Below are 25,662 nucleotides of genomic sequence, written 5' to 3'. Positions count from 1 at the left end.
AGTGGACTCGGATGGTGATGTGGGGGCTGTGTTTGGGCTGGGGCCAGTGTGCGTGGTGGGAGCGTTTCGCGGCCCATTTCAGGACCTTGCGTTTGACGACTCGCGGGTGTGAGCGTTTTCGGCGGGGTGGGTTGAGGTGTTGGGTGAGCCATCGGATGGCGTGACGCCATGCTGCGTCGGCCGTGTCAGCGCCCGGAGGGGGAAAATGCGCCCTGCGCGACTGAACGGCGGGCGATGCGGAGGGCCTTGACGAAGGAGACTCTGTCGGGGTCCTGGCCGGTGTGCGCGGCGGTGTCGGCCATCAGGGTACGGATGGCGTAGTGGCAGCACAGGTGTCCCCAGATTTCTTGCTGGACAAGGTCGGGGGCTTTCGAGCGCAGTACCGCGCGGGGCCCGCGTTGATGGGTCTTCAGTTCGTCGAAGGTTGTCTCGATCTCCCATCGTTGGGCATAGACGGCTGCGAGGTCCTCGGCGCCGACGTCGGCCGGGTCGAGGATCGTGGTCAGCAGCCGGTATTCCTCGGGGTTGTCCCGGCCGTCATCGACCGTGTAGTCGATCACTCTGACTGTGAGCGGCTCCGTCGTGGCCCGGTTCGTGCCCGACGTCGGGACTATCCGGGCCAGCCAGGACCCATCGGCCAGTGTTTCCAGATGCCGGGGCCGCAGGTTCGTTTTCACTCGCCAGAGCAGATCCGCGCCCGTGGCGGCGGCCTGCTGCCACAGACGGAACCCGTAGAAGCCCCGGTCGGCCAGGACCAGTTGGCCCGACTCCAGCCGATCGACGAGCTGCCGGGACAACTCGATCTCCGACACGCTGCACGGGCCGGTGGCAGCGTCGAAGACGGCATGGGTGCCGCATTCCGCCAATGCCACCAGGCGGGCCTGCGGAAACGCGGACTGCTCCCCCCGGCTGGAAGCCGGCCGCCCGAAGAATTCTGCGTTGGCTGCCGTGTCTGCCACGTCCAGGCACGTCCCGTCGATCGCCACCAGACGACGCCCGGCCAGCCACGACCCCGGCGTGTCCGGCCCCGCCAGCGGACGCGCGACCCGCGCGAAGAGATCCCGCACCGGCTCGAACCCCAGACGAGCCCTGGCCTGGAAGATCGCCGACTTCGAGGGCGGCGTGAACGACTCCGACCACCCCGACGCCCACGACAGCCCATCCGTGAGCTGCGCGAACACATCCTCGTAGGAGCCATCCGAATACAGCGCCATCCCCATCGAGAAGTACGCCATCACCCGCGCGGGCAAGGACCGGTGACGCCGCTCAGTACGCCCCGCCTCCTCGATCACCGCGTCAACCACATCCGCGGGAAACACCCGCGTCAGCAACCCCACAGACACCAAATCCGACAAGCGGACATCAGAAGACGGCTTCACCCAACCAGAACGCGGCATCCACCCACAATAACCCAGAAGCCCTTAACTGAACGGTATTGGGGTTAAAGTGCGCCCTTATGGGCGCGGAAGACACGAACCACAGCACAGACCTCGCTCCCCCACTGCTGCGTCTGCATCTTTTCGGCGGGTTCCGGGTGACTCGCGACGGCGGGCCCGCGCTCGCCGACAAATGGCCCCGCCCCAGCGCCCGAGCCCTCGTGAAACTCCTCGCCGTCTCCCCCGGCCACAGCCTCCACCGCGAGCAGGCCATGGAGATCTGCTGGCCGGACTCCGACGCCCACGCCGCGCTCGGCAGTCTGCGGGTCGCCCTGCACGCCGCCCGCCACGCCATCGAGCCGGAGCTGGCCCCCCGCGCCTCCTCGTCCTATCTGACCGGCGAAGGCACCCTGCTGCGGCTCGATCCGCACACCGTGGCGATCGACGCCGATCACGCCGAGATCCTCGCCGAGCAAGCCCTGGCCGGGGGTTCGGCCGAGGCGCTGACCACCGCACTCACCGCGTTCACCGGCGAACTGCTGCCCGAGGACCGCTATGCGCCCTGGGCCGAGGCCCGGCGCGAGCAGCTGTCCGCGCTGTGCGAGCGGGTACGGCTCGCCCTGGCCGAGGCCCACCTCGCCGACGGCGAGACCGAGTCGGCCACCGAGGTGGCGCTGCGCGCCGTGGCTGCCGCGCCCGCCGAGGAGCGCGCCCACCGGGTGCTGATCGACGCCTATCTGCGCCAGGGCCTGCGCCGCCAGGCCGTGCGCCAGTACCACCTGTGCCGCGAAGCGCTCGACGCCGAGCTGGGCGTGCGCCCGGGACCTGCCACCGAGCAGTTGCATCTGCTTGCCCTGGACGCGTCCTCGACGGTGCTGCCGGCCATCTCCGCCCCCGTGCTTCCGGCCGCGATACGCACCCCGCCGGGTCCGCCGCTGCGCGGCCGCGCCGACGAGCTCGGGGTCCTGCTGGCCGCCGAGGGCCCGCCGGTGCGGCTGGTGGGCGGCGAGGCCGGGGTCGGCAAGACACGGCTCACGGCGGAGGCGGCCCGGCGGGCGGCCGAAGCAGGTGCGACCGTGCTGTGGGGCGCCGGTCACGACGCCGAGGGCCACACACCGTACGGCGCCTTCGTCGAGGCCCTGGATGCCTGGCTCGCCGACCGGCCCCCCGTCGACCGGGCCGGAATCAGCGGCGAGTATCCGGAACTCGCGTCACTGCTGCCCTCGTTGGGGCAGATCGGGATGGGCACGGAACGCAGCCCGGAGGAGGAGCGCGACCGGTTGTTCCGGGCGGCCGCCGGACTGCTGGGCGATCTTGCGGCGACCGCGCCGGTGCTGCTCGTGCTGGACGACCTGCACGCCGCCGACATGGGGACGTACCAGCTGCTCAGCCATCTGGCCCGGCGGGCGGTGGCCACGCGCACGGACTGGCGGTTCGCCGTGACGTACCGGGCGGAGGAGCTGACCGCGACAGATCCCCGGCGCACCGTGCTGGAAACCTTGGTGCGCCAAGGTCTGGCCCGTTCCATGGAGTTGGGGCGACTGGACCGCGACGCGTGCCTGGCGGTCGCCCGGGACGCGGGGGCCAGGGCCGATGTGGACCGGGTCTGGGAGCTGTCACTCGGCAATCCGCTCTTCGCCCTGGAACTGGCCCGCACCGTCCACGAAGCCGCGGACCCCGGCGCGCTCAGCGCCCCGGAGGGCGTGCGTCAGCTCGTGGCGGCGCGGCTGGCGCGGCTGGGGCCCGCGGCGCGGCGGGTCGTGGAGGCGGTCTCCGTGGCGGGCGGTGGCGCAGCGCTGTCCGAGGTTCTCGATGTCGCCGAGCACGGGCTGCATCCGCCGCTGTCGTCCGCCGAGGCGACGGATGCCGTGGACGCGGCGGTCACGGCGTCGGTGATGACGGAACGGACCGTGGTGGTCGGCGGGCGGCCACTGCCCGGTCTCGCGTTCCGGCACCCACTGGTCCGGCTGACCTGCTACGACGGGCTGTCCGCGGCCCGCCGCCGACAGCTGCACTCGGCCTACGCGGAGGCGGTGCTGCGGCGCAGGCCGGACGCCGTCGACACCCTCGCCTCACACCTCACCCGCGCCGACGACCCCCGCGCCACCCACTATCTGCGACAGGCGGCCGAGCGGGCGGCAGCCCTGTGCGCCAATGACACCGCGGACCGCTACTACGCCGAACTCACCGCCCGGCTCGACGCGCTGGCCGCCGATGCGGCGCAGGCGAGGATCGACCGCGGCGCCGTGCTGCGCCGGATGGCCCGCTACCAGGAGGCGGCGGCGGTGCTGCGCGAGGCACTCGACGACATGGTGCGGCGCGGCGACGAGGACGGACAGGTCCTGGCCGCCGCCCGGCTGACCGAGGTGCTGGTGAAGTACCGCGGGACCGACGAGGGCGAGGATCTGCTGCGTACCTATCCGCCCGGTCCGCGCACCCCGCCGCTGGCCGCCGCGACCCACCACCTGGCGGCGGCGGTTCTGCGGTTCGTGACCGGCCGGTACGAGTCGGCGCACGCCGCGGCCTGTACCGCGCAGGAAGCCGCGGACGCCATACCGGGCAGCGAACGCCGGGGGCTGCTGGCCCGCGCCCTCGGGATGCAGGCGACCTCGCTCGGGCTCGCGGGCCGGTTCGCGCAGGCGCGTCCGGCGGCCGATCTGGCACTGCCGCACGCCGAGGCGTACGGCGACCAGGAGTTGCTGGCCACCGTCCTCTCCGTGCTGCGCGAGCACGCCCGGCGGTCGGGCCGGCTCGCCGAGGCGGTCGCCTCCGGGCAGCGGGCGCTGCGGCTCGCCGAGCACACCGGGGATCCGACGGCAGTCGCCTTCGAGCGGGCCAACCTCGCGGAACTGCATCTGTTGCTCCGGGAGTTCGGTGAGGCGCGGGAACATGCGGAGGCGGCGGTACGGGAGACCGGCGGGCAGGCCGCGTGGTGCACTCCGTACGCCCTGGCCGCGCTGGCCCGGGTCCGGATCGGAGCCGGTGAGCCGGGCGCGGCGGAGCTGCTGACCCGTGCCGGGGAGGTGGCCGAGGCGCAGGGCGACCTGCAGGCGGTGCACGAGGTACGGGCGGCGCAGGCGGAGCGCCTGGTGCGCGAGGGCCGCCCGCAGGAAGCCCTCGCTCTGCTGACCGACGGGAACGGACCCGGATCGGCCGCGCTGCTGTCCTGGGCGGAGCTGCTGTCGGGGCAGCCGGAGCAGGCGGTGCGGCTGGCGGCCGCGGAGATCGTACGTGCCGAGGAAGTCGGCGAACGGCTGTCGTTGACCGAGGCGCGTACGGTGCATGCGGCGGCGCTCGCGGCGCTGGGCCGCGAGCGGGAGGCGCGCGAGGAGTTCGACCGGGCAGCGGTACTGGCGGCCGAACTCCCCTATCCGGCGGGGACGTTCGCGGTGGATCAGGCCCGTGGGACGGACTGGACGACCGGCTGACTCAGTGGTGGTCAGCCCAGACCGGCGGGCTCGGTGCCGGGGCGCTCGAACTGGGTGCGGTACAGCTCCTCGTACCGGCCGCCGACCGCCAGCAGTTCCTGGTGGGTGCCGCGTTCCACGATCCGGCCGTTCTCCACGACGAGGATGAGGTCCGCCGCCCGTACGGTGGAGAGCCGGTGGGCGATCACCACCGCGGTGCGTCCTTCGAGCGCCTCCACGAGGGCTTCCTGGACGGCCGCTTCGGAGGTGTTGTCCAGGTGGGCGGTGGCCTCGTCGAGGATGACGACGCGCTGGCGGGCCAGCAGCAGCCGGGCGATGGTCAGCCGTTGGCGTTCGCCGCCGGAGAGCCGGTAGCCGCGTTCACCGACGACGGTGTCCAGTCCGTCGGGCAGCGAGGCGACCAGTCCGTCCAGTCGCGAGCGGCGCAGGGCGTCCCAGAGGTCCTCCTCGGTGGCTTCGGGGCGGGCGAGGAGAAGGTTGGCGCGGACCGACTCGTGGAAGAGGTGGCCGTCCTGGGTGACCATGCCGAGTGTGTCACGGAGGGTGTCGGCCGACAGGTCGCGTACGTCGATGCCACCGATGCGTACGGCCCCCTCGTCCGTGTCGTACAACCGGGGCAGCAGCTGCGCGATGGTCGACTTGCCCGCGCCGGACGATCCGACGAGGGCCACCGTCTGTCCCGGTTCCGCGCGGAACGAGACCCCGCGCAGCACCTCGGCGCCGCCGCGGGTGTCCAGAGTGGCGACGTCCTCCAGCGAGGCGAGGGAGACCTTGTCGGCGGACGGGTAGCCGAAGCGCACGGCGTCGAACTCCACGGAGACCGGACCGTCCGGGACCGTCCGTGCGTCGGGCTTCTCCTCGATGAGGGGCTTGAGGTCGAGGACCTCGAAGACCCGCTCGAAGCTGACGAGCGCGCTCATCACCTCGACGCGCGCCCCGGCGAGTGCGGTGAGCGGCGCGTACAGCCGGGTCAGCAGCAGGGCCAGGGCGACGACGGCGCCCGCGTCCAGCTGCCCGCGCAGCGTGTAGAACCCGCCGAGCCCGTAGACCAGGGCGAGTGCCAGCGCCGATACGAGGGTGAGCGCCGTGATGAACGCGGACTGGGCCATGGCCGTACGGACACCGATGTCGCGCACCCTGGCCGCCCTGGCGGCGAATTCGGTGGACTCGTCGGCGGGCCGCCCGAAGAGCTTGATGAGCGTGGCGCCGGGCGCGGAGAAGCGCTCGGTCATCCGGGTGCCCATCGCCGCGTTGTGGGCGGCGGCTTCGCGCTGGAGTCGCGCCATCCGTGTACCCATCCGGCGTGCGGGGAGCACGAAGACGGGCAGCAGCACCAGCGCGAGTGCGGTGATCTGCCAGGAGATGCTGAGCATGACGCCGAGGGTGAGCAGCAGCGTGACGACATTGCTGACGACGCCGGACAGGGTGTTGCTGAAGGCGCGCTGGGCGCCGATGACGTCGTTGTTGAGACGACTGACGAGCGCGCCGGTGCGGGTGCGGGTGAAGAACGCGATCGGCATGCGCTGGACGTGGTCGAAGACGGCGGTGCGCAGGTCGAGGATCAGCCCTTCGCCGAGGGTGGCCGAGAGCCAGCGGCTGACCAGCCCGAGTCCCGCGTCCGCGACGGCGATCACAGCGATGAGCACGGCCAGCCGCGTGACGGTCCCCTCCTCCTTGCCGGTCACGATCGCGTTCACGACGCGGCCGGCGAGGACGGGGGTGGCGACCGCGAGCAGTGCCGTGGCGACACTCAGCAGCAGGAACAGGGCGACCCGCCGCCGGTGCGGTCGGGCGAACGCGGCGATGCGCCGCAGAGTGGCTCGGTCGAAGGGTCGTCGGTCCTGCTGCGCGTTCATGACGTTGTGGAGCTGCGTCCACGCGGTGGCTTCCATGCTCATGGAATGAACGTACGACCTCGACCCGGCTTGAGGTCAACGTACCGCTCCAGGGCCTTTCCCGAAGGCAAGACCCTGGAGCGGTACGGCTCAGACGTCGAGCCCCGGGATCTCCTTCGGCAGGGGGCAGATCCGGCGGCCGTGGTGGTCGAAGACATACAGGTGCGCGAGGTCGATCAGGAGCGGGACCTGCCCGCCGATGCGCAGTCGCATGTCGGGACCGGTGCGGACGACGAGGTCGCCCGCGGTGATCGCGGGGCGGTCGGGGCCGCGGGGGGCGGGGAAGTCGGTGTCGGGGCCGGGTTCGTCGAGGGCGACGACGGGGCCGCTGATGTGGCCGGTCGCGCGCTCCTTCAGCCGTTCCAGTACGCCGACCCCACCGCCACCGCCACCACCGGCGCGGCGGCGGCGCGGGACCGCCCTGCCGGGGCGGGCCGATTCGAGATCGGGCACCACGGCGGGCCGCGACCCGGTGTTGAAATGGACGAGCGCCTCGTGGCCCTGGTACTCGACGTGTTCGACGATGCCGCTCAGCGCGACCTCACCGGGGCGGGCCTGGCTGGGCGGGGCGATCCTGGCCGCTTCGGAGCGGAGGCCGACGATGATCTGGCGGCCCTGCTGAATGCGGAGCAACTGGTGGTCGGGGCTGAGCGGTTCGGGCAGCGGCAGCCGCTGGCGGCCGAGGTCGATCGACATGCGCCCTTCGAGGGGGGCGTGCACGACGGCCTGGAGGAGATTGATGCGGGGGGTGCCGACGAATGCGGCGACGAAGACGTTCTCCGGCAGTGCGTAGACCTCGCGGGGCGGGCTCACCTGCTGGAGCCGTCCGCCGCGCATCACAGCGACCCGGTCCCCCAGCGACATCGCCTCGGCCTGATCATGCGTCACGTAGACGGTGGTGACGCCCAACTCCCTGGTGAGCTGTGATATCTCGGCCCGAAGATGGTTGCGGAGCTTCGCGTCGAGGTTGGAAAGCGGCTCGTCCATCAGGAAGGCGGAGGGCCGGCGCGAGATGGCCCTGCCCATGGCGACCCGCTGGCGCTCGCCGCCGGAGAGCTGACCGGGATACCGGTCCAGGACACTCTCGATGCCGAGCATCCTGGCCGTGTTCTCGACGTGTTCCGTGTTGTCCTGGCGCGGGTTCTGCAGCTTCAGCGGGAAACCGATGTTGGCTCGGTTGGTCATGCTCGGGTAGAGCGCGAAGTTCTGGAACACCATGGCCATGCCGCGTTCGCGGGGCGCCACGTCGTTGGACGGCTCGCCGTCGAGCAGCAGCTCACCCTCGGTGATCTCCTCCAGCCCGGCAATCATGCGGAGCACGGTCGATTTGCCGCACCCCGAGGGGCCGAGCAGGACGACGAATTCGCCCGGGTCGATGGAGAGCGAGAACCGGTCGACGGCACGCTGGGCCCGTCCGTACGTCTTGCTCACGTTGTGCAGGGAGATCGCGCGAGTCATGTGGTTCCGCCCGGGAGACATGGTGAGGTGGAGCGGTGGGGAGCGCTGCAGTGGGCTGAAATTAGCCCACTGCCCCGGGTGGTGGGAATGACTCGCGCAAAGGTTGAGGCGCAAGAGGGCCTGTGAGCCGGAAGTGTCAGGTGAGGTTCCGGTTCGCCGAGGGCTGTTCGGGCCGGGGCACCGGCCGGGCAGGGACCGTGTCGTCGGCGGGCCCGGGGGCGCGCCCGCCCCGTACTCCCAGTCCCGCCGCCGCCAGCAGGAGCACGCCCAGCATCACGAACGGCGCGGCGGTGCCCGCCACCCCGGCGATCAGACCGGCGGACGCGGGGGCGGCGACCTGGCCGAGGCGGTTGCCGGTCAGCCTGAGGGCGAGGGCGGTGGAGCGGGCCTCCGGCGGGGCGGCCCGGACGACGGTGGTCATCGACAGCGGCTGGCCGACTCCGAGGCAGAAGCCGAGCACGGCGAGCATCGTGGCCAGCGCCCAGACGGGGACCGGCAGGGCAATGCCCGCGCAGAGCAGTCCGGCCAGCAGGCAGGTCGTGGTGAGCAGTGCCGTGCGGCCGAGGACGCGGAGCATCGGCGTCATGACCAGACGGCAGGCGATGGTGGCGGCGGCGCGCAGGCTGAGCAGCAGACCGATGGTGGCGGGGGCGATGGCGCGGTGCTCGCCGATGACCGGCAGATACGCGGTGAGGATGTCCGTGGCGGAGAGAACGGCGAGGCTGATGAAGATGCCCGCCGGGACGCCCCGCGTGCGCAGGATGCGGCCGACCGGCACCTTCGCGGCGGGCGCCGGGGCTCGGACGCCCGGGGCGGTGCGGTGTTCAATGCGCCAGAGCGAGACGAACGACGCGGTGGCGACGGCCGCAGAGACGACCAGCGCGAGTGCGCTCGTACGGCCCAGGAGGCCGTCACGTTCGGAGATCACGTACCCGGCGGCGATCGGCCCGATGAGCTGACCGAGGGAGGCGCCAATGGTGAAGTGCCCGAAATTGCGGTCCTGTTCGGCGGGCGCGGACTGACGCGCGACGATCGACTGGGCACCGATCACGAAGCAGAGATGGCCGAGTCCCATGACGCCGCTCCAGGCCGCCATCGCCGGGAGGGAGCCCGCCGTACCGCTGAGGGCGCAGCCGCCGGCGATCAGGACGACGCCGAGGGGCAGCAGGGGTGCGCACCGGCCGTGGTCCGTCCGTCGCCCCAGCGGGACGGCGGCGAAGAGCGGGAGGAGCGCGTACACCCCGGTGATCACACCGATGGCGCGTTCGTCCGCACCGAGCGAAAGAGCCCGGTAGGAGACGGCGGGCCGCGCCATCGACACCGCCCCCTGTGCGAAGGCGAAGGCGATGACGAGGCGCAGCAGCCAGCTCCTGCCGGGCCCTTCCGTGTGGTCCATGGGTCAGATGATCCCGAAGAGGAGTCCGGCGCAGAGCACCACCAGTGAGGTGAGCGCGGCCCACTTGACGGTGAACCTGGTGTGGTCGCCGAACTCGACCTTCGCCATGCCGACGAGGACGTAGACGGCGGGGACCAGCGGGGACGACATGTGGAGCGGCTGGCCGATCAGGGAGGCGCGGGCGATCTCCAGCGGGGAGACACCGTGGGCGGCGCCGGCTTCGGCGAGCACGGGGAGGACGCCGAAGTAGAAGCCGTCGTTGGACATGAAGTACGTGAGCGGGATGCTCAGGATGCCGGTGACGATCGCCATGTGCGGGCCCATGCCGTCCGGGATCGCGCCGACGAGCCAGTCCGCCATGTGCTTGACCATCCCGGTGCCGGAGAGCACACCGGTGAAGACGGCGGCGGCGAAGACCATGCCGGAGACGTTGAGGACGTTGTCGGCGTGGGCCGCGATGCGGGCCCGCTGGTCGGGCATGTGGGGGAAGTTGACGGTGAGGGCGAGGGCCGCGCCGAGCAGGAAGAGCACCGGGATCGGCATCAGTTCCATGATCATCGCGGTGAGGAGGGCGACGGTGAGACCGGCGTTGAACCAGTAGAGCTTGGGCCGCAGGGTGGCGCGGTTCGGGTCGAGGCCCTTGAAGCCCTCGTCGTCCGCGTCGCCGTCGTGCGCCACTGCCGCCGTGTGCTCCGCGTCCGTGCCCGTACCGGCTCCGCCTGAGTTCTTGCGGGTACGGTCGCTGCCGCCGCCCGCACCGGCTCCGGCGCCTGCACCGACGAGAACCGTCTCGGGCTCCTGGACGATGGCCTCGTCGAGGGTGAGGATGCCCAGCCGCTTGCGCTCGCGCCGGCCGAGGACGACGGCCAGGAGGATGACCGCGAGCAGTCCGACGCCGAGGGCCGGAATCATCGGGACGAAGATGTCGCCCGCGTCCAGCTTCAGGGCGGTGGCGGCGCGGGCGGTGGGGCCGCCCCAGGGCAGGGTGTTCATGACGCCGTTGGCCGTGGCGGCGATACCGGTCATCACCACCAGGCTCATCTTGAGGCGCTTGTAGAGCGGATACATCGCCGAGACGGTGATCATGAAGGTGGTGGAGCCGTCGCCGTCCAGCGAGACGATCGCGGCGAGCAGCGCCGTACCGACGACGATCCGCATCGGGTCGGCCTTGCAGAAGCGCAGAATGCCGCGGACGATCGGGTCGAAGAGACCGACGTCGATCATCACACCGAAGTAGACGATGGCGAACATCAGCATCGCGGCGGTCGGCGCGAGGTTGCCCACGCCGTCGATCACATAGTCACCGAGCTTGGCGCCCTGCCCGACGGCGACACAGAAGAGTGCGGGGATCAGGACGAGCGCCGCGATCGGCGACATCTTCTTCATCATGATCAGGACCAGGAAGGTCGCAATCATGGCAAAGCCGAGGATTGTCAGCATGTGGGATACCTATCGTTCACCCTTGAACTCCCACCGGAGTCGGCGGTGCGGATGACGTTAGGGCGCGACTCGCAGCCTTAACAAGACGTTGACATGCGAGCAATACGAGCAAAACCCCAGGTCAGTGGCCGGTTGACGTGCTGGGCGCCACCGCGACGGGGATGCCGTTGAGCACGGCGGTGCCGGACAGCCGGTCGAGCAGGGTGCCGTCGAGGAGCTGATTGACGTTGACGCCGGGGGCGGCTGCGGCGACGGACATCCGGGTGCCGGGGCGGTCGTGCCCCCAGCCGTGCGGGAGGCTCACCACTCCGGTCCGCACGCTCTCCGTGATCTCCACGGGCGCGGTCAGCGCACCACCGTCCGCCGTGACCGTGGCGAAGGCGCCGTCCGCCAGTCCGAGCCGGGCCGCGTCCTCGGGGTGCATCTGCAGGGTGCAGACGTTCGAGCCGCCGCGCAGCGCGGCGACGTTGTGCATCCAGCTGTTGTTGGAGCGCAGATGGCGACGGCCGACGAGGACGAGCGAGTCGGCCCCCCGTTCGGTCGTCAGGGCGGTGCGGAGCCTGGACAGATCGGCGGCGATCGGCGCGGGGAGGAGTTCGATGCGTCCGCTGCGGGTGGCCAGGACCTCCGGGACACGGGGCCGGAGCGGGCCGAGGTCGATGCCGTGCGGGTGGGCCAGCAGCCGGTCCAGGGTGAGGCCCTCGGGGTCGGCGCCGAAGCCTTCGCCGTACGGGCCGAGGCGGAGCATCAGATCGAGGCGCCGCTCCGGTCCGGTGCGTCCGGTGAGCGCGGCGGCGAGCTCGGCGGGGGTGCGCCCGTGGACGGGCGAGTGCGGGTCGGCGACGGTCTTGGCCAGCACCCGGTCGATGATCATGGCATCCACGGCGGACGGGTCGGCTCCGTGCATCCCGGAGACGGCGAGGACGAGCCGGGCGAGGATCTCGCTCTCGCCGAGCAGACCGTCGGCGAGTGGGACGGCGGGGCGGGTGTAGCGGACCTGGTTGCGTACGGCGAGGGCGTTGAACGCGAAGTCGAAGTGGGCGCTCTGCGAGGGCGGGGGCGGGGGCAGCACCACATGTGCGTGGCGTGAGGTCTCGTTGAGGTAGGGGTCGACGCTGATCATGAAGTCGAGCCCACTCAGGGCGCGGTCCAGACGGTCACCGTCGGGGGCGGAGAGCACAGGGTTGGCGGCGAGGACGATCAGGGCGCGGATCCGGTCCTCCCCCGGGGTCTCGATCTCCTCGGCGAGGGCGGCGATGGGCAGTTCGCCCTTGGCCTCGGGGTGTCCGGAGACCCGGCTCGCCCAGCGTCCGAGATTGAAGCCCTCGCCGGGGGCGGCGGGGCGCGGGGCGCGGGCGGTGGCCGAGAGCGGGAAGAGGGCGCCGCCGGGGCGGTCGAGGTTGCCGGTGAGGATGTTGAGGACGTCGACGAGCCAGCTGGCGAGGGTGCCGTGCTCGACGGTGCAGCTGCCGATGCGCCCGTAGACGGCGGCGGTGGGGGCGGCGGCCAGTTCCCGGGCGATCGTACGGATGGTCACCGCGTCCACGTCGCACGCCTCGGCGACCGACTCCGGCGTGAACTCCCTGACGGCTTCGGCTACTTCTTCGAGCCCTTCGAGATGGCCGGCGAGCGTGCCGGGGTCGGTGAGCTTCTCCTCGAAGAGGACGTGGGTGAGCGCGGCCAGAAGGAGTGCGTCGGCGCCGGGGCGGATGGCGACATGCCGGTCGGCGAGGCGGGCGGTGCGGGTGCGACGCGGGTCGACGACGGTGAGGGTGGCGCCGCGCTTGCGGAGCGCTTTGAGCTTGCCCGGGAAGTCGGGGGCGGTGCAGAGACTGCCGTTGGATTCGAGCGGGTTGGCACCGAGGAGCAGCAGATGGTCGGTGCGGTCGAGGTCGGGCACCGGGATGGCGTTCGGGTCACCGAAAAGCAGTCCGCTGGAGACGTGCTTGGGCATCTGGTCGAGGGTGCTCGCGGTGAAGAGGGCCCGGGTGCGGAGCGCGGAGAGCAGGGCGGGCGGGTAGAGCGCGCCGGCCATGGTGTGCACATTGGGATTGCCGAGGACGACGCCGACGGCCTGTTGCCCGTGTTGCTCGGTGAGCGGGGCCAGTGCGGCGGCGATCGCGTCGAACGCCTCGCCCCAACTCGCCTCCCGCAGCACGCCGTCCCTGCGGACGAGGGGGGTGCGCAGCCGGTCGGGGTCGGCGTCGAGGCCGCCGAAGGACGCCCCCTTGGGGCAGATGAAGCCCCGGCTGAAGACGTCGTCCCGGTCACCGCGGGCTCCGGTGACCCGTGTCCCCTCGATGGTGAGGGTCAGTCCACAAGTGGCTTCGCAGAGGGGGCAGATGCGCAGGGCGGTACGGGTGGTACGGGAGTCGTACGACATGGGCCCTCCCCGGGGCGGCGACTGCGGTGGCGCGCGAACGTGGGCAAGCACCGCCGAGCATACCGACCGGTAGGCATGGTGGGGAGGTGTTGTCGGGTCGATATTGGCGGCGGCAGGTCCCGTCGGATTTTCGCGAGGTGCGGTGAGATGCGGTCCGGTCCCCTGCGGTGTGGCGCGGTGTGGTGCCATCCGGCGCGGTGAGGTGCGGTGCGTGCCGGGATCAGTCCAGGACCCGGGCCAGATACGCCTGGATCAGGACACGGGTCTCCGCGACGATCGCCGGATCGCCCGACGGATCGGTGCGGAAGGCGAGTTGGAGGAGCGCGTCGGCGGCTTCGACGCAGACCAGGATCGTCCGGAGCAGATCCTCGTCGGCGGTGCGCCCCAGATAGCCGGAGAGCAGTTCGGCGAGGCGCTCCGCGACGCGGTGATTGGCGTCGGAGGCCGGGTCGTGAACGGGGGCCGGGGCGCCGAAGTCGACGAGGGCGAAACCGGGGACGGAGCGCTTCATCGCCAGATATTCGTCGAGCACGGCGTCGATGGCGCCGCGCCAGTCGGCGGACGGGATGGCGGTCAGGCGACCGGTGATGCGCTCCGCGTAACTGTCCAGGTTGCGCCGGGCCAGGGCGTCGGCGAGGGCGCGCTTGTTGGAGAAGAACCGGTAGACGGAGCCGATCGGGACTTCCGCGCGGGCGGCTACGGCCCGGGTGGACAGCTGCTCGTAACCGGTCTCGTCGAGGAGTTCGGCGCAGGCGTCGAGTATCCGGGCGAGGCGCTCGGCGCTGCGTTGTTGCACGGGGGCGCGGCGGAGGTTCGTATTCGCATGGGGCACGGGCTCCATGATGCCGTGACTCTCCTCTGCGGGACGGGCGGGTGCGGACCTGCGGTCAGGCGAGGAGCAGGGTCAGCCCCCCGATGGTGTACGCGATCATCAGTGCCAGCAGGGGAAGTTGCCCCGCGACGGCGCGGGCGGGCGGGAAGAGGCGCACGGACCGGTCGTGGGCGGCGACGACTCCGAGGACGTGCCCGACGACGATCGCGGCGACCTGGAGCGCGGCGATGCCGCCGGGGGCCAGGGGCGGCTCGGGCGGGGCGGGAGTGTCAGCACCGAGTGCCACCATGACCGTGTGTGGCCCTTCGGTCACGAAGAGCGTGAAGTAGTGGGCGACGAGATAGCCGAGGGCGATCGGGACGAGCGAGTGCGCGAAGACGGTGAGGGGGTGGCGGAGTTGACCGGAGATCAGCCGGGTGGCACCGGCGCAGAGGGCATAGAGGGTGGCGACGAGGGCGACGGCGGCGAGCAGCCCGAGCGTGGCCGCGGTGGTGCGGCCCAGGGGTGAGGTCTGGACGGCGGTGATCCAGGAGGGGGCGTCGGAGAAGCCGTCGTAGGCGGTGGAGCCGAGCATGACGCAGGCGGTGGCGACGAGGCCGGGGGTCTGCGGGGTGGCGTCGAGTCCGTTGAACGGGGAGCGCAGGACGAGGCGGCGGTCGGCGGGCCGGCGTCCGAGGGGGGAGAGCCGGGCGAGCAGGCCGGAGTAGACCTCGAAGGCGTCGGCATGGTCGAACCAGCGGGCGCCGTGGCGGGCGGCGCCCGCGAGGTGGACAGCGCCATACGGCACGAGGAAGAGGAGGAGGGCGGTGGACGACGCGGGGTCGGGGGCGACGAGTTCGAGCCAGGTGAAGGCGAGAAGTCCGGCCGCGGCGGGCCACAGACCGAGGCGTACGGGAAGGGGGCGACCCGCGGCCGGGTCGCGGGCCAGTGCGCGGCAGACGAGGAGGTGGAGCGTGCGCAGGGGATTGAGGAGCCGCCAGACGGGACCGAGGAGGAGCGAGGCGGGGACGAGCCCGACCCAGAGGAGCACGTAGACGGCGCCCGCGGCCGGGTTGCGCTCCGGACCGTCCGGGCCGAGGAGGAGATGGAGGAGGACGAACAGGGCGGCGGCCAGGCCGACGACGCGCGCGGCGATACGGGTGGGGCGGGCATCGGCGAGGCGTTGGAGAGGGACCGGAAGCGGGCGGCCCGCCCGTTCGCCCCGGAATCGGGAGGCGGGCCAGAGCAGGCCGAGCGCGAGGAAGGAGACGAAGAGCGCGGCGAAGGCACCGGCGAACGCGTAGAAGGGGGACAGCGGCAGGTCGTGCCGGGAGCCGATGCCGTGGGCGAGGACGCTCACCGTACGACGAGCTGGGTCAGGAGCAGATCGGACTCATGGGTCTCGACCTCGAAGAGCCCGGTGCGGTCGGCGGTGAGGGTGAGGGTGGTGGTCCGTCCGGCGGGCAGGCGCGCCTCCTTGTCGTAGCCGTGGACATGGAGGGTGTCGGCGCGGTCGGTGCGGACACGCAGCTCGATGCGCTGCCCCTTCCTGAGCTCGGTGCGGCCTGGGGCGGGGCTGACCGTGCCGTGAGAGATGACGATCTCCAGAGTCCGGTCGGGGCGGGGCTCGGCGGGGGTGCCGGCGGAAGGAGTGGTGGTCAGAGGCGTGGTGGCCTGGATCGGTGTGGAGTGCACGGCCCAGGCGGTGTGATCGTCGGCGTACAGCCGGGCCGTGAGGGTGCGGCCGCCGCCCGCCTCGCGGACGAGGGAGTCGGGAAGGTGGTACCAGGGGCCGTAGAGCCGGGCCAGGGGGTGGCCGTCGAGGAAGAGCCGGGCGTGGCCGCGCCCGAGGAGCGCCGCGCCGCCGACACTGTCCGGGCTGAATCTGAAGTTCCGTACGGAGAGATGGACGTTCCACCCGTCCTCGGAGTCCGGCCGTACGGCGACGGTCACCGCGGGGGCGCCCGTGGCCTCGACCTGGCGGAGCCGGTGCCCGGATCCGTCGTCCGCGGTGAGGAGCCGGCCGATGCTGCCGCCGGCCTGTTCATGACTGGTGCCGGGCCTGTGGTGGGTGGTGGGCCGCCCACCGCAGGCACTCCCACCGCACACGAGGGCGCCTGCGGTGAGAAGGGCGACCGCGAGCCGGGGGAACGCCGTGCGCGATGTGAGCGACGTGAGCCTGTTGCGTCGCAGCGGGCGGGGAGATCGCCTCACGACCGGTCCCCGTCCCGCCCGGAGCCACGGTGGGACCCGGAATCCGTGTCCTGCCCGGAATCCGCACCGCGTCCGGAACCCGCGCCGTATCCCGAATCCCTTCCCGCGCCCGCACCGGCCCCCGCGCGGTCGTCGCCCAGCGCGTCCGCCGCATCGGGGTTCGTGTCCGCGTCCGGCCCCGGGTCCGCCTCCTTCCGTACCGCCCGTTCCCCGTGCCGCGCCGAGGCCGCCACGGCCCACACCACCCAGATGACGCCGAGGAGGCCGCGTATCCAGGCCGGGCCGACCGGGATCCACGGGATCATCAGGACGGCCTTGTCGAAGGCGTCGAGCAGGGTCAGGACGCCCAGCACCACCGTGGTCCAGCCCAGTCCGGGCCGCCCGCCGCGCAGGACGAGCCCGATGCCGGTCCACCACGCCCCGGTCAGCAGCAGCGCCACCGCAGGCAGATGGGAGGACGCGAGGCCCGTCGTCGCACCGGCCACATCCAGCCCGAGGCCGATCGCGCCGACCAGGGTGGCCGCTGTGGCGAGCCGGCTGTGCCGCAGGCGGCGCCACCAGAGCACCCCGCCGACCAGCGCGAGCACCAGGGCGACGCCCAGCGCGATCTGCACCTCGATGCGCTCGATGCCGCGTGCGCCGTACCAGTCGCAGCCGGCCGGCAGCCGCCGCGCCTGCACGTTGTAGTCGGCACACACCAGCAGCTGGGCAAGTTTGACCGGTTCGCCCACCAGCCGGTCGGTGCGGACGGAGACCGCGCCGCGCGCCGCCCCGCACGCGGGCAGCGAGCGCGGTGTGGACGGTCCGGTGTCCGACTGCCAGCAGTTGCTGTCGCCCTGGCCGTCCCACCACACATCGGTGCGGTTGGGCCGGGAGCGGCCCCCCTTGTCCGTGCCGAGATGATTGTTCGCGTACCGGTTGTGGTGCGAGGTGTCGGCCTGCTTCGCGAGGGCGCTCTCGCCGCGGATGAAGGCGGGGACGGCGCTCAGGAAGAAGGCGGCGCGCCGCTGTCCGTAGATCCAGTTGTTCTCGTAGATGTTCCAGTTGCCGCCCGCGGTGATGATGCCGGTGCCCGGCGGCATGGAGATCTGCGGGCAGACGACGCCGTCCTCGTAGCCGCGTTCGACCGGCGGTTTGGCGCAGGTTCCGTCGGCCACGTACGGGTAGTAGTCGGCGTTGTTGTCGTGGATCAGGTTGCGTTCGAAGCGTGCGTGGTTCTGCGGGAGTCCGGGGTGGCCGGGGAAGGCGCTGTCCATCGAAGCGCCGCCCATGTTGTGGTCGAACTCGTTGTCGTGGACGTGGACGGAGTCACCCGCGGTGCCGGAGTAGCCGACCATGTTGTGGTGGCTGCGGCAGCCGGTGATCTCGATCGAGTAGCGCGGCACGTCGTAGCCGTATCCGTCATTGATGTCCGACGCGCTGCCCGGGTAGATGCCGGAGTCGCCGTTGCCGTACGACTCGCAGTTCTTGTACAGCCCGTGGTCACTCGCGAAGGTGAGGAAGCCGTACTCGTCGTTCCACCGGGTGAGGACGTCGTCGATGACGAAGCCGTCCTGGGCCAGCACGTACAGCGAGTTGAACGTCGTGCGCTGGGCGGTGAAGTTCTTGAAGTAGATGCCGTCGGAGCCGTCCGAGCGGATCGCGTTGAGTTTCTGGTACTTGGCGTCGATGACGACGTCGGTGCGCTCCGCCCCGGTCCCCTCGATCTGGAGCTGCTTCTTGCCGAGGATCGCCACCAGGTTCTGGTTGTGCGGACACTGCTTCTGCTGCGCGTACGACAGGATCTGGTAGCCGAGCTGCGAGTTGGGCGCCTTGAGCCTCGCGCACTCCCCCGTCGGCCTGGGCAGCGAGGGCTCCTCCTCGTACAGGCCGGGCAGGATCGCGATGTTCATGCCGGGTCTGCCGACCTTGTCGACGGCCTGTTGCAGATGGCGGTAGCCGGACTTCAGGCACCGGTCGAAGAGTTCGAGGTTGCGTGCCCTGAGCTTCGCCGGGAAGCCGGATATCCGGCGTTCGAAGTCGGCGCGGTCGCTCTTGCAGACCAGCAGATCGGGTTCGCCGGCGCGGTGGACCGGGACACTGCCGGACCCGTCGGGCAGTGTGACCGGTCGTTCCTCGTGCGCCTGGGCGGCCGGGCCCGCGAGGAGTGCGGCGGCCAGTGCCGCCAGGACCACCAGAAGTCTTCGTGTCCACGACATGTGCCGGAGAGTAGAGCATTGTTCAACTTTTGGAACCCCCTTCTGCGCGACGGATCAAAAGAATTCCGTCACGACCCCGCACCGGATCCGCGACGCGCCACCGCCCTGCCCCGTTGACGTGCCCCGATCTGATTCCTACGGTGTCCCATAGGAATTCTTCGGCACCGGGAGCGCGGCATGGGCGGCACCAGCGGCATCGAGCAGGCGAGGAAGACGGCGGAAGCGCTTGCGCACTCCGCCGGTTTCGGCAATGAGCACAGCTCCGAGGCGGTCCCGGGGGCGCTGCCGCAGGGCCGCAACTCGCCGCAGCGAGCACCCCTCGGCCTCTACGCCGAGCAACTGAGCGGCTCGGCCTTCACCGAACCGCGCGCCCACAACCGCCGTTCCTGGCTCTACCGGATCCGTCCCTCGGCCGCTCACCCGCCGTTCGTCCGGATCGACAACGGTGCGGTGCGCACCGCCCCCTTCACCGAGTCCGTCCCCGATCCGAACCGGCTGCGCTGGGACCCGCTCCCCGACCCCGCGCCCGGCACGGACTTCCTGGCAGGGCTGTGGACCCTCGGCGGCAACGGCGACGCCACCCAGCGCACCGGCATGGCCGTGCACCTCTATCACGCCAACACGGCCATGACCGACCGGGTCTTCAGCGACTCCGACGGCGAACTGCTGATCGTCCCCGAGCGGGGTGGCCTGCTGCTCCGTACCGAACTGGGCCTGTTGCGCGCCGAACCCGGCCACATCGCACTGATCCCTCGCGGTGTCCGCTTCCGGGTGGAACTCCTCGACGACTCCGCCCGCGGCTATGTCTGCGAGAACTACGGGCAGCCGTTCACCCTCCCCGACCTCGGCCCGATCGGCGCCAACGGTCTCGCCAACGCCCGGGACTTCCTCGCTCCCGTCGCCGCGTACGAGGACGCGGACCGCCCGGTCCAGGTGATCAACAAGTTCTGCGGCAACCTCTGGTCCGCGACATACGACCACTCGCCGCTCGATGTCGTCGCCTGGCACGGCAACCACACCCCGTACGTCTACGACCTGCACCGCTTCAATGTCATCGGCTCCATCAGCTACGACCACCCCGACCCGTCGATCTTCACGGTGCTGACCTCACCGTCCGACACCCCCGGTCTCGCCGGTGTGGACTTCGTCGTCTTCGCGCCGCGCTGGCTGGTCGGCGAGGACACGTTCCGGCCGCCGTACTTCCACCGCAATGTGATGAGCGAGTACATGGGGCTGATCGAGGGGGCGTACGACGCGAAGACGGCCGGCAGGGGCGGCTTCGTGCCGGGCGGCGGCTCGCTCCACAACATGATGTCGGCGCACGGCCCGGACCGGGAGACCTTCGACCGGGCGAGCGCGGCGGAGCTGAAGCCGCAGAAGATCGACGACGGTCTTGCCTTCATGTTCGAGACCCGCTGGCCGGTCACGGCGACCGGACAGGCGGCGACCGCCGACCACCTGCAGCGCGGGTACGACGACGTGTGGCAGGGTCTCGAACGCAATTTCCGGCCGTAGGAAGCCGCCGCTTCCCGGCCCCCGCTCGTCGCGTCCGCAGTGTCGCAGTACGGAGAGTCCAGGTGACCCAGGTGCCTCAACTGCCCCAGACGCCCCAGGTGACGGCCTTCGCCCCCGACTCGCTGGTCCTGAACCGCAAACTGCCGCTGTGGTACCAGGTCTCGCAGTCCCTGCGCGCGTCCATACTCGGCCGCGCCCAGGACGCCTCGCTGCGGCTGCCGACCGAGGAGCAGCTCGCCGCACACTACGGCGTCAGCGTCCTCACGATGCGGCAGGCGCTCAAGGAGCTGGAAACGGAGGGGCTGATCAGCAGGCACCGGCGGCGCGGCACCTTCATCGAGCCGGGGGTCCGCCGGGCCTCGCCGGTCCGGCTGCTCGGCTCGATCGATGCGATCGTCGCCCAGCAGTCGGGCGAGCGCACCACGGTCCTCGGCCATGGCCCGCTCGCCCTGCCCGGCGATCTCGCCGAGTACTTCCCGGGCTGTACGGACGTGGTCGGCTACCGGCGGCTGCGCTGCGACGGCGACACCGGCGAACCCACCAACTGGGCGGAGAACACGGTGCATCCCGAGGTCGCGGCCCGGCTCGAAGCCGCCGATCTCGAACGCTGGCCGATGACCAAGGTGTTGCGCGATCGCGTCGGCATCCGGATCGCGCGGATCACGGACACGGTCGAGGCGCGGCTCGCCGACCCGGCCACCGCCGAGCTCCTCCAGGTCCCGCTGCTCAGCCCGATCCTCTTCTACACAGGGGTGACGTACGACGAGGGCGGCCGGGTGGTGGATGTGGCACAGATCCGGTACCGGGGGGACAGGTTCTCGTTCTCGGTGACGGTCGAAGCGCACTGACCGCACACGACGCGCCGTTACGATGCCTGGGGCGGCGGACGTGGCGACGGGGAGGACGACACGGTGGCAGCACGGGCGGGCGCCGGAGCCGGCGGGGACGACGACATCCCGCTGCTCGATGACCTCATGCCATGGTCCGTACGGCCCCTGCGCACCGGGCGCCCCTGGGTGACGGCCCCGGACGCCGGTTCCCTCAAGGCCCGTTGGGGACGTCTGGTCAGCGCCGAAGGAGCCGAGCGCGAACAGCTTTTCCGGCCCACCCGTTCCCGTGACCCGCAGACTCCGGTCGCGGCGCTGCCCGGCCAGACCACCTCCACCTCCCGGTTCGCACGGGAGTCCGGCCCGTGCCCCGAGCCGGTGCGGATCCTGCACGGACCGTTCGACGAGCAGTGGCTGATCCCCGACCACCGGCTGATCGACGCCGCCCGCCCGGAGCTGTGGAGGGTCGCCGACGGGCACCAGCTCTTCGCCGTCGAGCACGGGTACGTACCGCAGGACACCGGTCCCGCCCTGTCCGTGACGGCGCTGCTGCCCGACGGCCACTGGCCGGCGGGCCGCCCCGGCCGGATCCGGCCGCTCTACCGAAGGCCCGGCGGACGGGAACCCAATCTGGCGCCCGGGCTGCTCGGGCTGCTGCGCGCCCGGCACGGGGACACGGTGACCGCGGAGACCGTGCTGGCGTGGATCGTCACGGCGGCCCGTCACTCCCCCGCCGGGACCGTCGTGCCGCTGCCGGCCGACACCGCACACTGGTGGGCCGGGGTGGAGCTGGGCCAGGAGCTGCTGCGGCTGCAGCTGCGCGGCGCGCGCGGTGGGGAGCGCCCGCGGCTGCCCGGCGGGCGGCGCCCCTACGTGCGGGCCGCGGTACCGGCCGCGCCCGGCACGCTGGAGTACGACCCCGGCGACGAGACGCTCCTGCTGGGTACGGGACGTATCTCGCCCGTGCCGGCGGGAGCCTGGGAGTTCCGGGTGGGCGGGGTCCGGATGCTGGAGCTGTGGTTCGAGCGACGGGCCGCGGCGGACGGGGCGGACGGGGCGGACGGTCTGGAGGCGATACGGCCCCGGGGCTGGCCCCAGGAGTGGACCTCGGAACTGCTGGAACTGATCACCGTGCTGGCCCTGCTCGCCGAACTCCGGCCCCGGCAGGAGGAGCCGGCCGACGGCCCGCGGCTCACCACCGGTGATCTGCGGGCGGCCGGTGTCCTGCCGGTCGCGGCGACGGCCAGGCGGCCGGCTTCCGTGCTCGACCACCACGAGGAGGGCCCGGAAGGGCAGTTCGCCCTGGTGTGACTCGTGTCGGGCAGTCAGGACGCGGACCGTTCGAACGAGTCCAGCACCCGGTCGAGCGCCCGGTCGAACACCCCGTCCAGATCGATCGGCCCGGAGTCCTCGGCGAACCCGGCCGCCATCCGCGGGTACTTCCCGGTCATGATCTGGCTGATCAGATAGCCGGTGCGGACGGCGTGCTCCTGCTCCTCGGACCAGGGCAGTGACCGGCTCCGCTCCGCCGTGGCGATCTCGTTGGACACATATGTCGTGACCATGCCGTTGACCATGGCGATGAGCTCCATCTTCTCGCCGAACCGCGCGTCCAGGCCGTCCAGGCAGCTCAGCGCGTACTCCAGGAACCGCAGAGCGTTCGGCGAGAAGCCGTAGACGGGTGACATCAGCCGGGGCACCCACGTGTGGCGGTGCATCAGGGCACGGGTCTGGTGGGCGAGTGCGACGAGGTCGGCACGCCAGTCCCCCGAAGGGTGCTCCGGCAGCTCGTAAGCGGCGCTGACCCGGTCGACCATCAGCTCGTACAGGTCCTCCTTGCGCGGCACGTAGTTGTACAGCGACATCGTGCCGCAGCCGAGCTCGGCCGCCACCTTGCGCATGGACACCGCGTCGACGCCCTCCGCATCGGCGATGCGGACGGCGGCGTCCGCGATGTCGGCGCGGCTGAATGCGGGCTTCGGGCCACGGCCCGCACGCTCGGGGCGTGCCCAGATCACTTCGGGTACAGCGGGTCGCCCCACCATCGATCATCACCTCGCTCACCATCCTAGTTACGTACACCGTACGTAGTGAGGTACGGTGGGCAGCATGACAACTACGTACGCTGTACTTAGTGAAGGTCTGGAGAAACGCTACGGGGACGTCCACGCACTGCGCGGGCTCGATCTCGCCGTCGCCGAGGGCGCCGTCTGCGGAGTCCTGGGACCGAACGGCGCGGGCAAGACCACCGCCGTCCGGATCCTCACCACACTGACCGCCCCGGACGGCGGCAGCGCCCGGGTCGCCGGGCACGACGTGGTGCGCGAGGCGGGCGCGGTGCGCGCGGCGATCGGGGTGACCGGGCAGAGCGCGTCGGTCGACGACGAGCTCTCCGGCCGGCAGAATCTGCGGCTCTTCGGCCGGCTGCTCGGCTTCCGTGGCGAGGCCGTGCGCCGCCACGCCGACACACTCCTCGAACGCTTCGAGCTGACCGAGGCGGCCGACCGCCCGGCCCGCACCTACTCGGGCGGGATGCGGCGCCGCCTGGACCTGGCCGCCGGCCTGCTGACCCGTCCGCAGGTGCTCTTCCTCGACGAGCCGAGCACCGGACTCGACCCGCACAGCCGCAACCAGATCTGGGCGGCGGTACGCGAACTGGCGGACCGGGGCACCACCGTCCTGCTCACCACGCAGTATCTGGAGGAGGCCGACCATCTGGCCGACGACATCGTGCTGATCGACCGTGGCCGGGCCGCCCACCGCGGCTCCCCCGCCGAGCTGAAGGCCCGGATCGGCTCCTACGCGGAAGTGGTCGTCGGCCATGAATCGGCCCTCGTGCCCGCGGCCGGCGTCCTGGACCGGCTCACCGGTGTCGAACCCGTGCTCGACCACGCGCGCCGCACGGTGGGCGCCGTCGCCACCGACACCACGCTCACTCTCCCCCGCATCGTCCGCGAACTGGACGCGGCGGGAGTACCGCTGATCGACGCGAGCCTGCGCCCGCCGACGCTCGACGAGGTCTTCCTCCGCCTGACCGACCGCGGCGACGGCCGCACCTCCCCACCCCTGAAGGAGACGACAGCATGACGCAGGCACGGGAAGCGACCGCGGCCCGCACGGTCACCAGCACACCGCTGGCCGACGGCTGCGCCGTGCTGGGCCGCCACCTGCAGCGGATCAAGGCAGCCCCCGGGGTGCTGATCCTGACCCAGACCATGCCGATCACGATGCTGCTGTTCTTCGGGTACGTGTTCGGCAGCGCACTCGCCATGCCGGGGCAGGAGTACCGCGCGTTCCTGGTGCCCGGGCTGCTCGCGGCGACGGCGGCGAACGGCATCATGACCGGGATGTTCCAGTCCGCACAGGACTGCCACCGGGGGGTGATGGACCGGTTCCGTACGCTGCCGATGAGCCGCACCGCCGTACCGCTCGGGCAGACCGCGGCCGATCTGCTGACCACGGCGATCGGCATGGTGCCGCTGATCCTGGTCGGGCTGGCGGTGGGCTGGCGCATCGAGGGCGGCCCGTCGGCGGCGCTCGGCGGGTTCGGACTGCTGCTGCTCTTCCGGTTCGCCACGTCCTGGTTGGGCTGCTGGCTGGGGCTGCTCATCCGGAACGAGGAGGCGGCGGGCCAGCTGGGCAGCGCCACGTTCATCCTGCCGCTGCTGTCCAGCGCCTACATCCCGACCGACAATCTGCCCGGCCTGCTCCGGACGGTCGCGGAGTGGAACCCGATCAGCGCCATGGCCGCCGCCAGCCGCGACCTGTTCGGCAATGCGGCGCCGTCCGCGGACGCCGCCTGGCCGACAGCCCACCCGGTGGCGGGCACGCTCGCCTGGTCGGCGGCGCTCCTCATGGTGTTCGTACCGCTGGCCGTGCGGCGCCATGCGCGCGGCGGCGAGTGACACGGACTCGCCGAGGGGCCACCGCGCCGACGCGGCGGATGCCCCGGACACTCGAGGGGTCATCGCGTCGGCGTGGCACGCCCACCTGGCTCGCCGCGGGATCAATGCGTCAGCGCGGCCGGCCGGTCCAGCGTGCTGAGCAGGCTGATGAAGCTCGACTCCAGGAAGGCGGCGAGCTCCGCCAGCGCGTCCGGCTCGTCGAGCGGCCAGCTGGTGACGGCCTCCTCGGCGAACGCCATCCAGGCCCGGCTGGCGATGGAGAGCCACGGCGAGTCCGGCATCCCGAGCCGCCGCTGCCCCTCCTCCACCCGCCGGGCGAGCGTGTCCCGGGTCCTCTCGACGATGTCCTCCACCGTGGGATGACTCCCCGCAGCGCCGCGGACCAGGGCCAGATAGACCTTGCGGTGCTCGAGTACGTACGCCACGAAGCCGATGATGAACGACCGCAGCCAGGGAACGGGCTCCAGCGAGGAGTCCGGCTCCGTGGCTGCGGCGAAGCAGTCGCACTCCTGCTGCACCACGACACGGTAGAAGTCGCGCTTGGAGTCGAAGTAGTGGAACAGCAGCCCCCGGGAGATCCCGGCACGGCGCGCCACCTCGTCGGTGGAGAGCTCGTCCAGTGACCGGTCGGCCAGCATGTCCAGGCCGATGGCCACCAGCTGAGCCCTTCGCTCGTCGGGACTGAGGCGCGCTGCTCGCTTTTCGGACATGCGCACAGTCTAGAAGTGCTTCGGTGCCGAATTATTTCGGTCCCGGTCGGACCGTCGCCCGCGGCCCGGGTCACCGTTGCGGGCGCCGGCCCCGGCGGGCATGAGC

General features: G+C 71.6%; 18 protein-coding genes. 6 read left to right on the top strand and 12 right to left on the bottom strand.

All coding sequences use genetic code 11. The features are described from left to right. Positions 1-185 precede the first annotated feature (185 nt). Positions 186-1,397: an IS4 family transposase gene (locus OG395_RS39615; protein WP_327247228.1), complete on the bottom strand. Its 1,212-nt coding sequence runs from the start codon at positions 1,395-1,397 to the stop codon at positions 186-188. Positions 1,398-1,456: 59 nt separating this feature from the next. On the opposite strand from OG395_RS39615, the gene OG395_RS39610 reads away from it, so the two are divergent. Continuing rightward, positions 1,457-4,804, top strand: a complete 3,348-nt coding sequence (locus tag OG395_RS39610; RefSeq protein WP_327247227.1) for an ATP-binding protein — start codon at positions 1,457-1,459, stop codon at positions 4,802-4,804. 11 nt (positions 4,805-4,815) lie between these two features. Here the strand turns inward: OG395_RS39610 and OG395_RS39605 are convergent, their stop codons facing one another. The 9 genes from OG395_RS39605 to OG395_RS39565 form a co-directional block, all read right to left on the bottom strand. Next, positions 4,816-6,702 carry an ABC transporter ATP-binding protein gene (locus tag OG395_RS39605; protein WP_327247226.1) on the bottom strand — a complete coding sequence of 629 codons (1,887 nt, stop codon included), beginning with the start codon at positions 6,700-6,702 and terminating at the stop codon, positions 4,816-4,818. Between the two features lie 87 nt (positions 6,703-6,789). Beyond that, complete coding sequence (locus OG395_RS39600; protein WP_327247225.1) at positions 6,790-8,157, bottom strand: ABC transporter ATP-binding protein; 1,368 nt, start codon at positions 8,155-8,157, stop codon at positions 6,790-6,792. A 136-nt stretch (positions 8,158-8,293) separates the two neighbouring features. Further along, complete coding sequence (locus OG395_RS39595) at positions 8,294-9,553, bottom strand: MFS transporter (RefSeq protein ID WP_327247224.1); 1,260 nt, start codon at positions 9,551-9,553, stop codon at positions 8,294-8,296. A 3-nt stretch (positions 9,554-9,556) separates the two neighbouring features. Further along, a complete protein-coding gene (locus tag OG395_RS39590; RefSeq protein ID WP_327247223.1) occupies positions 9,557-10,993 on the bottom strand; it encodes a CitMHS family transporter in 1,437 nt (478 codons plus the stop codon). A gap of 121 nt (positions 10,994-11,114) precedes the next feature. After that, positions 11,115-13,376 (bottom strand): molybdopterin-dependent oxidoreductase, encoded by a 2,262-nt coding sequence (locus tag OG395_RS39585; protein ID WP_327247222.1) that lies wholly within the window; start codon positions 13,374-13,376, stop codon positions 11,115-11,117. Positions 13,377-13,596: 220 nt separating this feature from the next. Further along, positions 13,597-14,217 carry a TetR/AcrR family transcriptional regulator gene (locus OG395_RS39580; RefSeq protein WP_327247221.1) on the bottom strand — a complete coding sequence of 207 codons (621 nt, stop codon included), beginning with the start codon at positions 14,215-14,217 and terminating at the stop codon, positions 13,597-13,599. Positions 14,218-14,263: 46 nt separating this feature from the next. Next, a complete protein-coding gene (locus OG395_RS39575) occupies positions 14,264-15,547 on the bottom strand; it encodes a hypothetical protein (RefSeq protein ID WP_327247220.1) in 1,284 nt (427 codons plus the stop codon). Beyond that, entirely contained in the window at positions 15,544-16,380 is an 837-nt protein-coding gene (locus OG395_RS39570; protein WP_442818788.1) for a hypothetical protein, read from the bottom strand. The genes OG395_RS39575 and OG395_RS39570 overlap by 4 nt, the downstream gene beginning before the upstream one ends. A gap of 17 nt (positions 16,381-16,397) precedes the next feature. Further along, on the bottom strand, positions 16,398-18,599 hold the full coding sequence (locus tag OG395_RS39565; RefSeq protein ID WP_327247219.1) for a right-handed parallel beta-helix repeat-containing protein: 2,202 nt from the start codon (positions 18,597-18,599) through the stop codon (positions 16,398-16,400). 177 nt (positions 18,600-18,776) lie between these two features. Here OG395_RS39565 and hmgA point away from each other — a divergent pair, with 177 nt between their 5' ends. The 3 genes from hmgA to OG395_RS39550 all read left to right on the top strand — a co-directional run bounded on the left by hmgA (position 18,777) and on the right by OG395_RS39550 (position 22,252). Further along, positions 18,777-20,114 carry a homogentisate 1,2-dioxygenase gene (hmgA, locus tag OG395_RS39560; protein ID WP_327247218.1) on the top strand — a complete coding sequence of 446 codons (1,338 nt, stop codon included), beginning with the start codon at positions 18,777-18,779 and terminating at the stop codon, positions 20,112-20,114. A gap of 62 nt (positions 20,115-20,176) precedes the next feature. After that, on the top strand, positions 20,177-20,962 hold the full coding sequence (locus OG395_RS39555; protein ID WP_327247217.1) for a GntR family transcriptional regulator: 786 nt from the start codon (positions 20,177-20,179) through the stop codon (positions 20,960-20,962). 63 nt (positions 20,963-21,025) lie between these two features. Further along, the gene (locus OG395_RS39550) at positions 21,026-22,252 is read left to right on the top strand and encodes a type ISP restriction/modification enzyme (RefSeq protein WP_327247216.1); all 1,227 of its coding nucleotides are present in this window, start codon (positions 21,026-21,028) and stop codon (positions 22,250-22,252) included. A 14-nt stretch (positions 22,253-22,266) separates the two neighbouring features. Here the strand turns inward: OG395_RS39550 and OG395_RS39545 are convergent, their stop codons facing one another. Next, the gene (locus tag OG395_RS39545) at positions 22,267-22,986 is read right to left on the bottom strand and encodes a TetR/AcrR family transcriptional regulator (RefSeq protein ID WP_327247215.1); all 720 of its coding nucleotides are present in this window, start codon (positions 22,984-22,986) and stop codon (positions 22,267-22,269) included. A gap of 64 nt (positions 22,987-23,050) precedes the next feature. Between OG395_RS39545 and OG395_RS39540 the strand changes: the two genes are divergently transcribed. Together OG395_RS39540 and OG395_RS39535 are read left to right on the top strand one after the other, a co-directional pair. Further along, positions 23,051-24,028, top strand: coding sequence for an ATP-binding cassette domain-containing protein (locus OG395_RS39540; RefSeq protein ID WP_327247214.1), 978 nt, complete (start codon positions 23,051-23,053; stop codon positions 24,026-24,028). Then, a complete protein-coding gene (locus OG395_RS39535; RefSeq protein ID WP_327247213.1) occupies positions 24,025-24,846 on the top strand; it encodes an ABC transporter permease in 822 nt (273 codons plus the stop codon). The genes OG395_RS39540 and OG395_RS39535 overlap by 4 nt, the downstream gene beginning before the upstream one ends. Before the next feature lie 101 nt (positions 24,847-24,947). On the opposite strand, the gene OG395_RS39530 is transcribed toward OG395_RS39535, so the two are convergent. After that, positions 24,948-25,556, bottom strand: a complete 609-nt coding sequence (locus tag OG395_RS39530) for a TetR/AcrR family transcriptional regulator (protein ID WP_327247212.1) — start codon at positions 25,554-25,556, stop codon at positions 24,948-24,950. Positions 25,557-25,662: the final 106 nt, after the last annotated feature.

It is taken from the genome of Streptomyces sp. NBC_01320 (genome assembly GCF_035974375.1).
In the GTDB taxonomy this organism is placed as follows: Bacteria; Actinomycetota; Actinomycetes; order Streptomycetales; family Streptomycetaceae; genus Streptomyces; species Streptomyces yanii.
This window is presented reverse-complemented; position numbering and strand designations above follow the sequence as displayed.

Coding starts and splice junctions, on each gene's coding strand:
- OG395_RS39615 (WP_327247228.1), bottom strand. CDS start 1,397: ATGCCGCGTTCTGGTTGGGTGAAGCCGTCTTCTGATGTCCGCTTGTCG.
- OG395_RS39610 (WP_327247227.1), top strand. CDS start 1,457: ATGGGCGCGGAAGACACGAACCACAGCACAGACCTCGCTCCCCCACTG.
- OG395_RS39605 (WP_327247226.1), bottom strand. CDS start 6,702: ATGAGCATGGAAGCCACCGCGTGGACGCAGCTCCACAACGTCATGAAC.
- OG395_RS39600 (WP_327247225.1), bottom strand. CDS start 8,157: ATGACTCGCGCGATCTCCCTGCACAACGTGAGCAAGACGTACGGACGG.
- OG395_RS39595 (WP_327247224.1), bottom strand. CDS start 9,553: ATGGACCACACGGAAGGGCCCGGCAGGAGCTGGCTGCTGCGCCTCGTC.
- OG395_RS39590 (WP_327247223.1), bottom strand. CDS start 10,993: ATGCTGACAATCCTCGGCTTTGCCATGATTGCGACCTTCCTGGTCCTG.
- OG395_RS39585 (WP_327247222.1), bottom strand. CDS start 13,376: ATGTCGTACGACTCCCGTACCACCCGTACCGCCCTGCGCATCTGCCCC.
- OG395_RS39580 (WP_327247221.1), bottom strand. CDS start 14,217: ATGGAGCCCGTGCCCCATGCGAATACGAACCTCCGCCGCGCCCCCGTG.
- OG395_RS39565 (WP_327247219.1), bottom strand. CDS start 18,599: ATGTCGTGGACACGAAGACTTCTGGTGGTCCTGGCGGCACTGGCCGCC.
- hmgA (WP_327247218.1), top strand. CDS start 18,777: ATGGGCGGCACCAGCGGCATCGAGCAGGCGAGGAAGACGGCGGAAGCG.
- OG395_RS39545 (WP_327247215.1), bottom strand. CDS start 22,986: ATGGTGGGGCGACCCGCTGTACCCGAAGTGATCTGGGCACGCCCCGAG.
- OG395_RS39540 (WP_327247214.1), top strand. CDS start 23,051: ATGACAACTACGTACGCTGTACTTAGTGAAGGTCTGGAGAAACGCTAC.
- OG395_RS39535 (WP_327247213.1), top strand. CDS start 24,025: ATGACGCAGGCACGGGAAGCGACCGCGGCCCGCACGGTCACCAGCACA.
- OG395_RS39530 (WP_327247212.1), bottom strand. CDS start 25,556: ATGTCCGAAAAGCGAGCAGCGCGCCTCAGTCCCGACGAGCGAAGGGCT.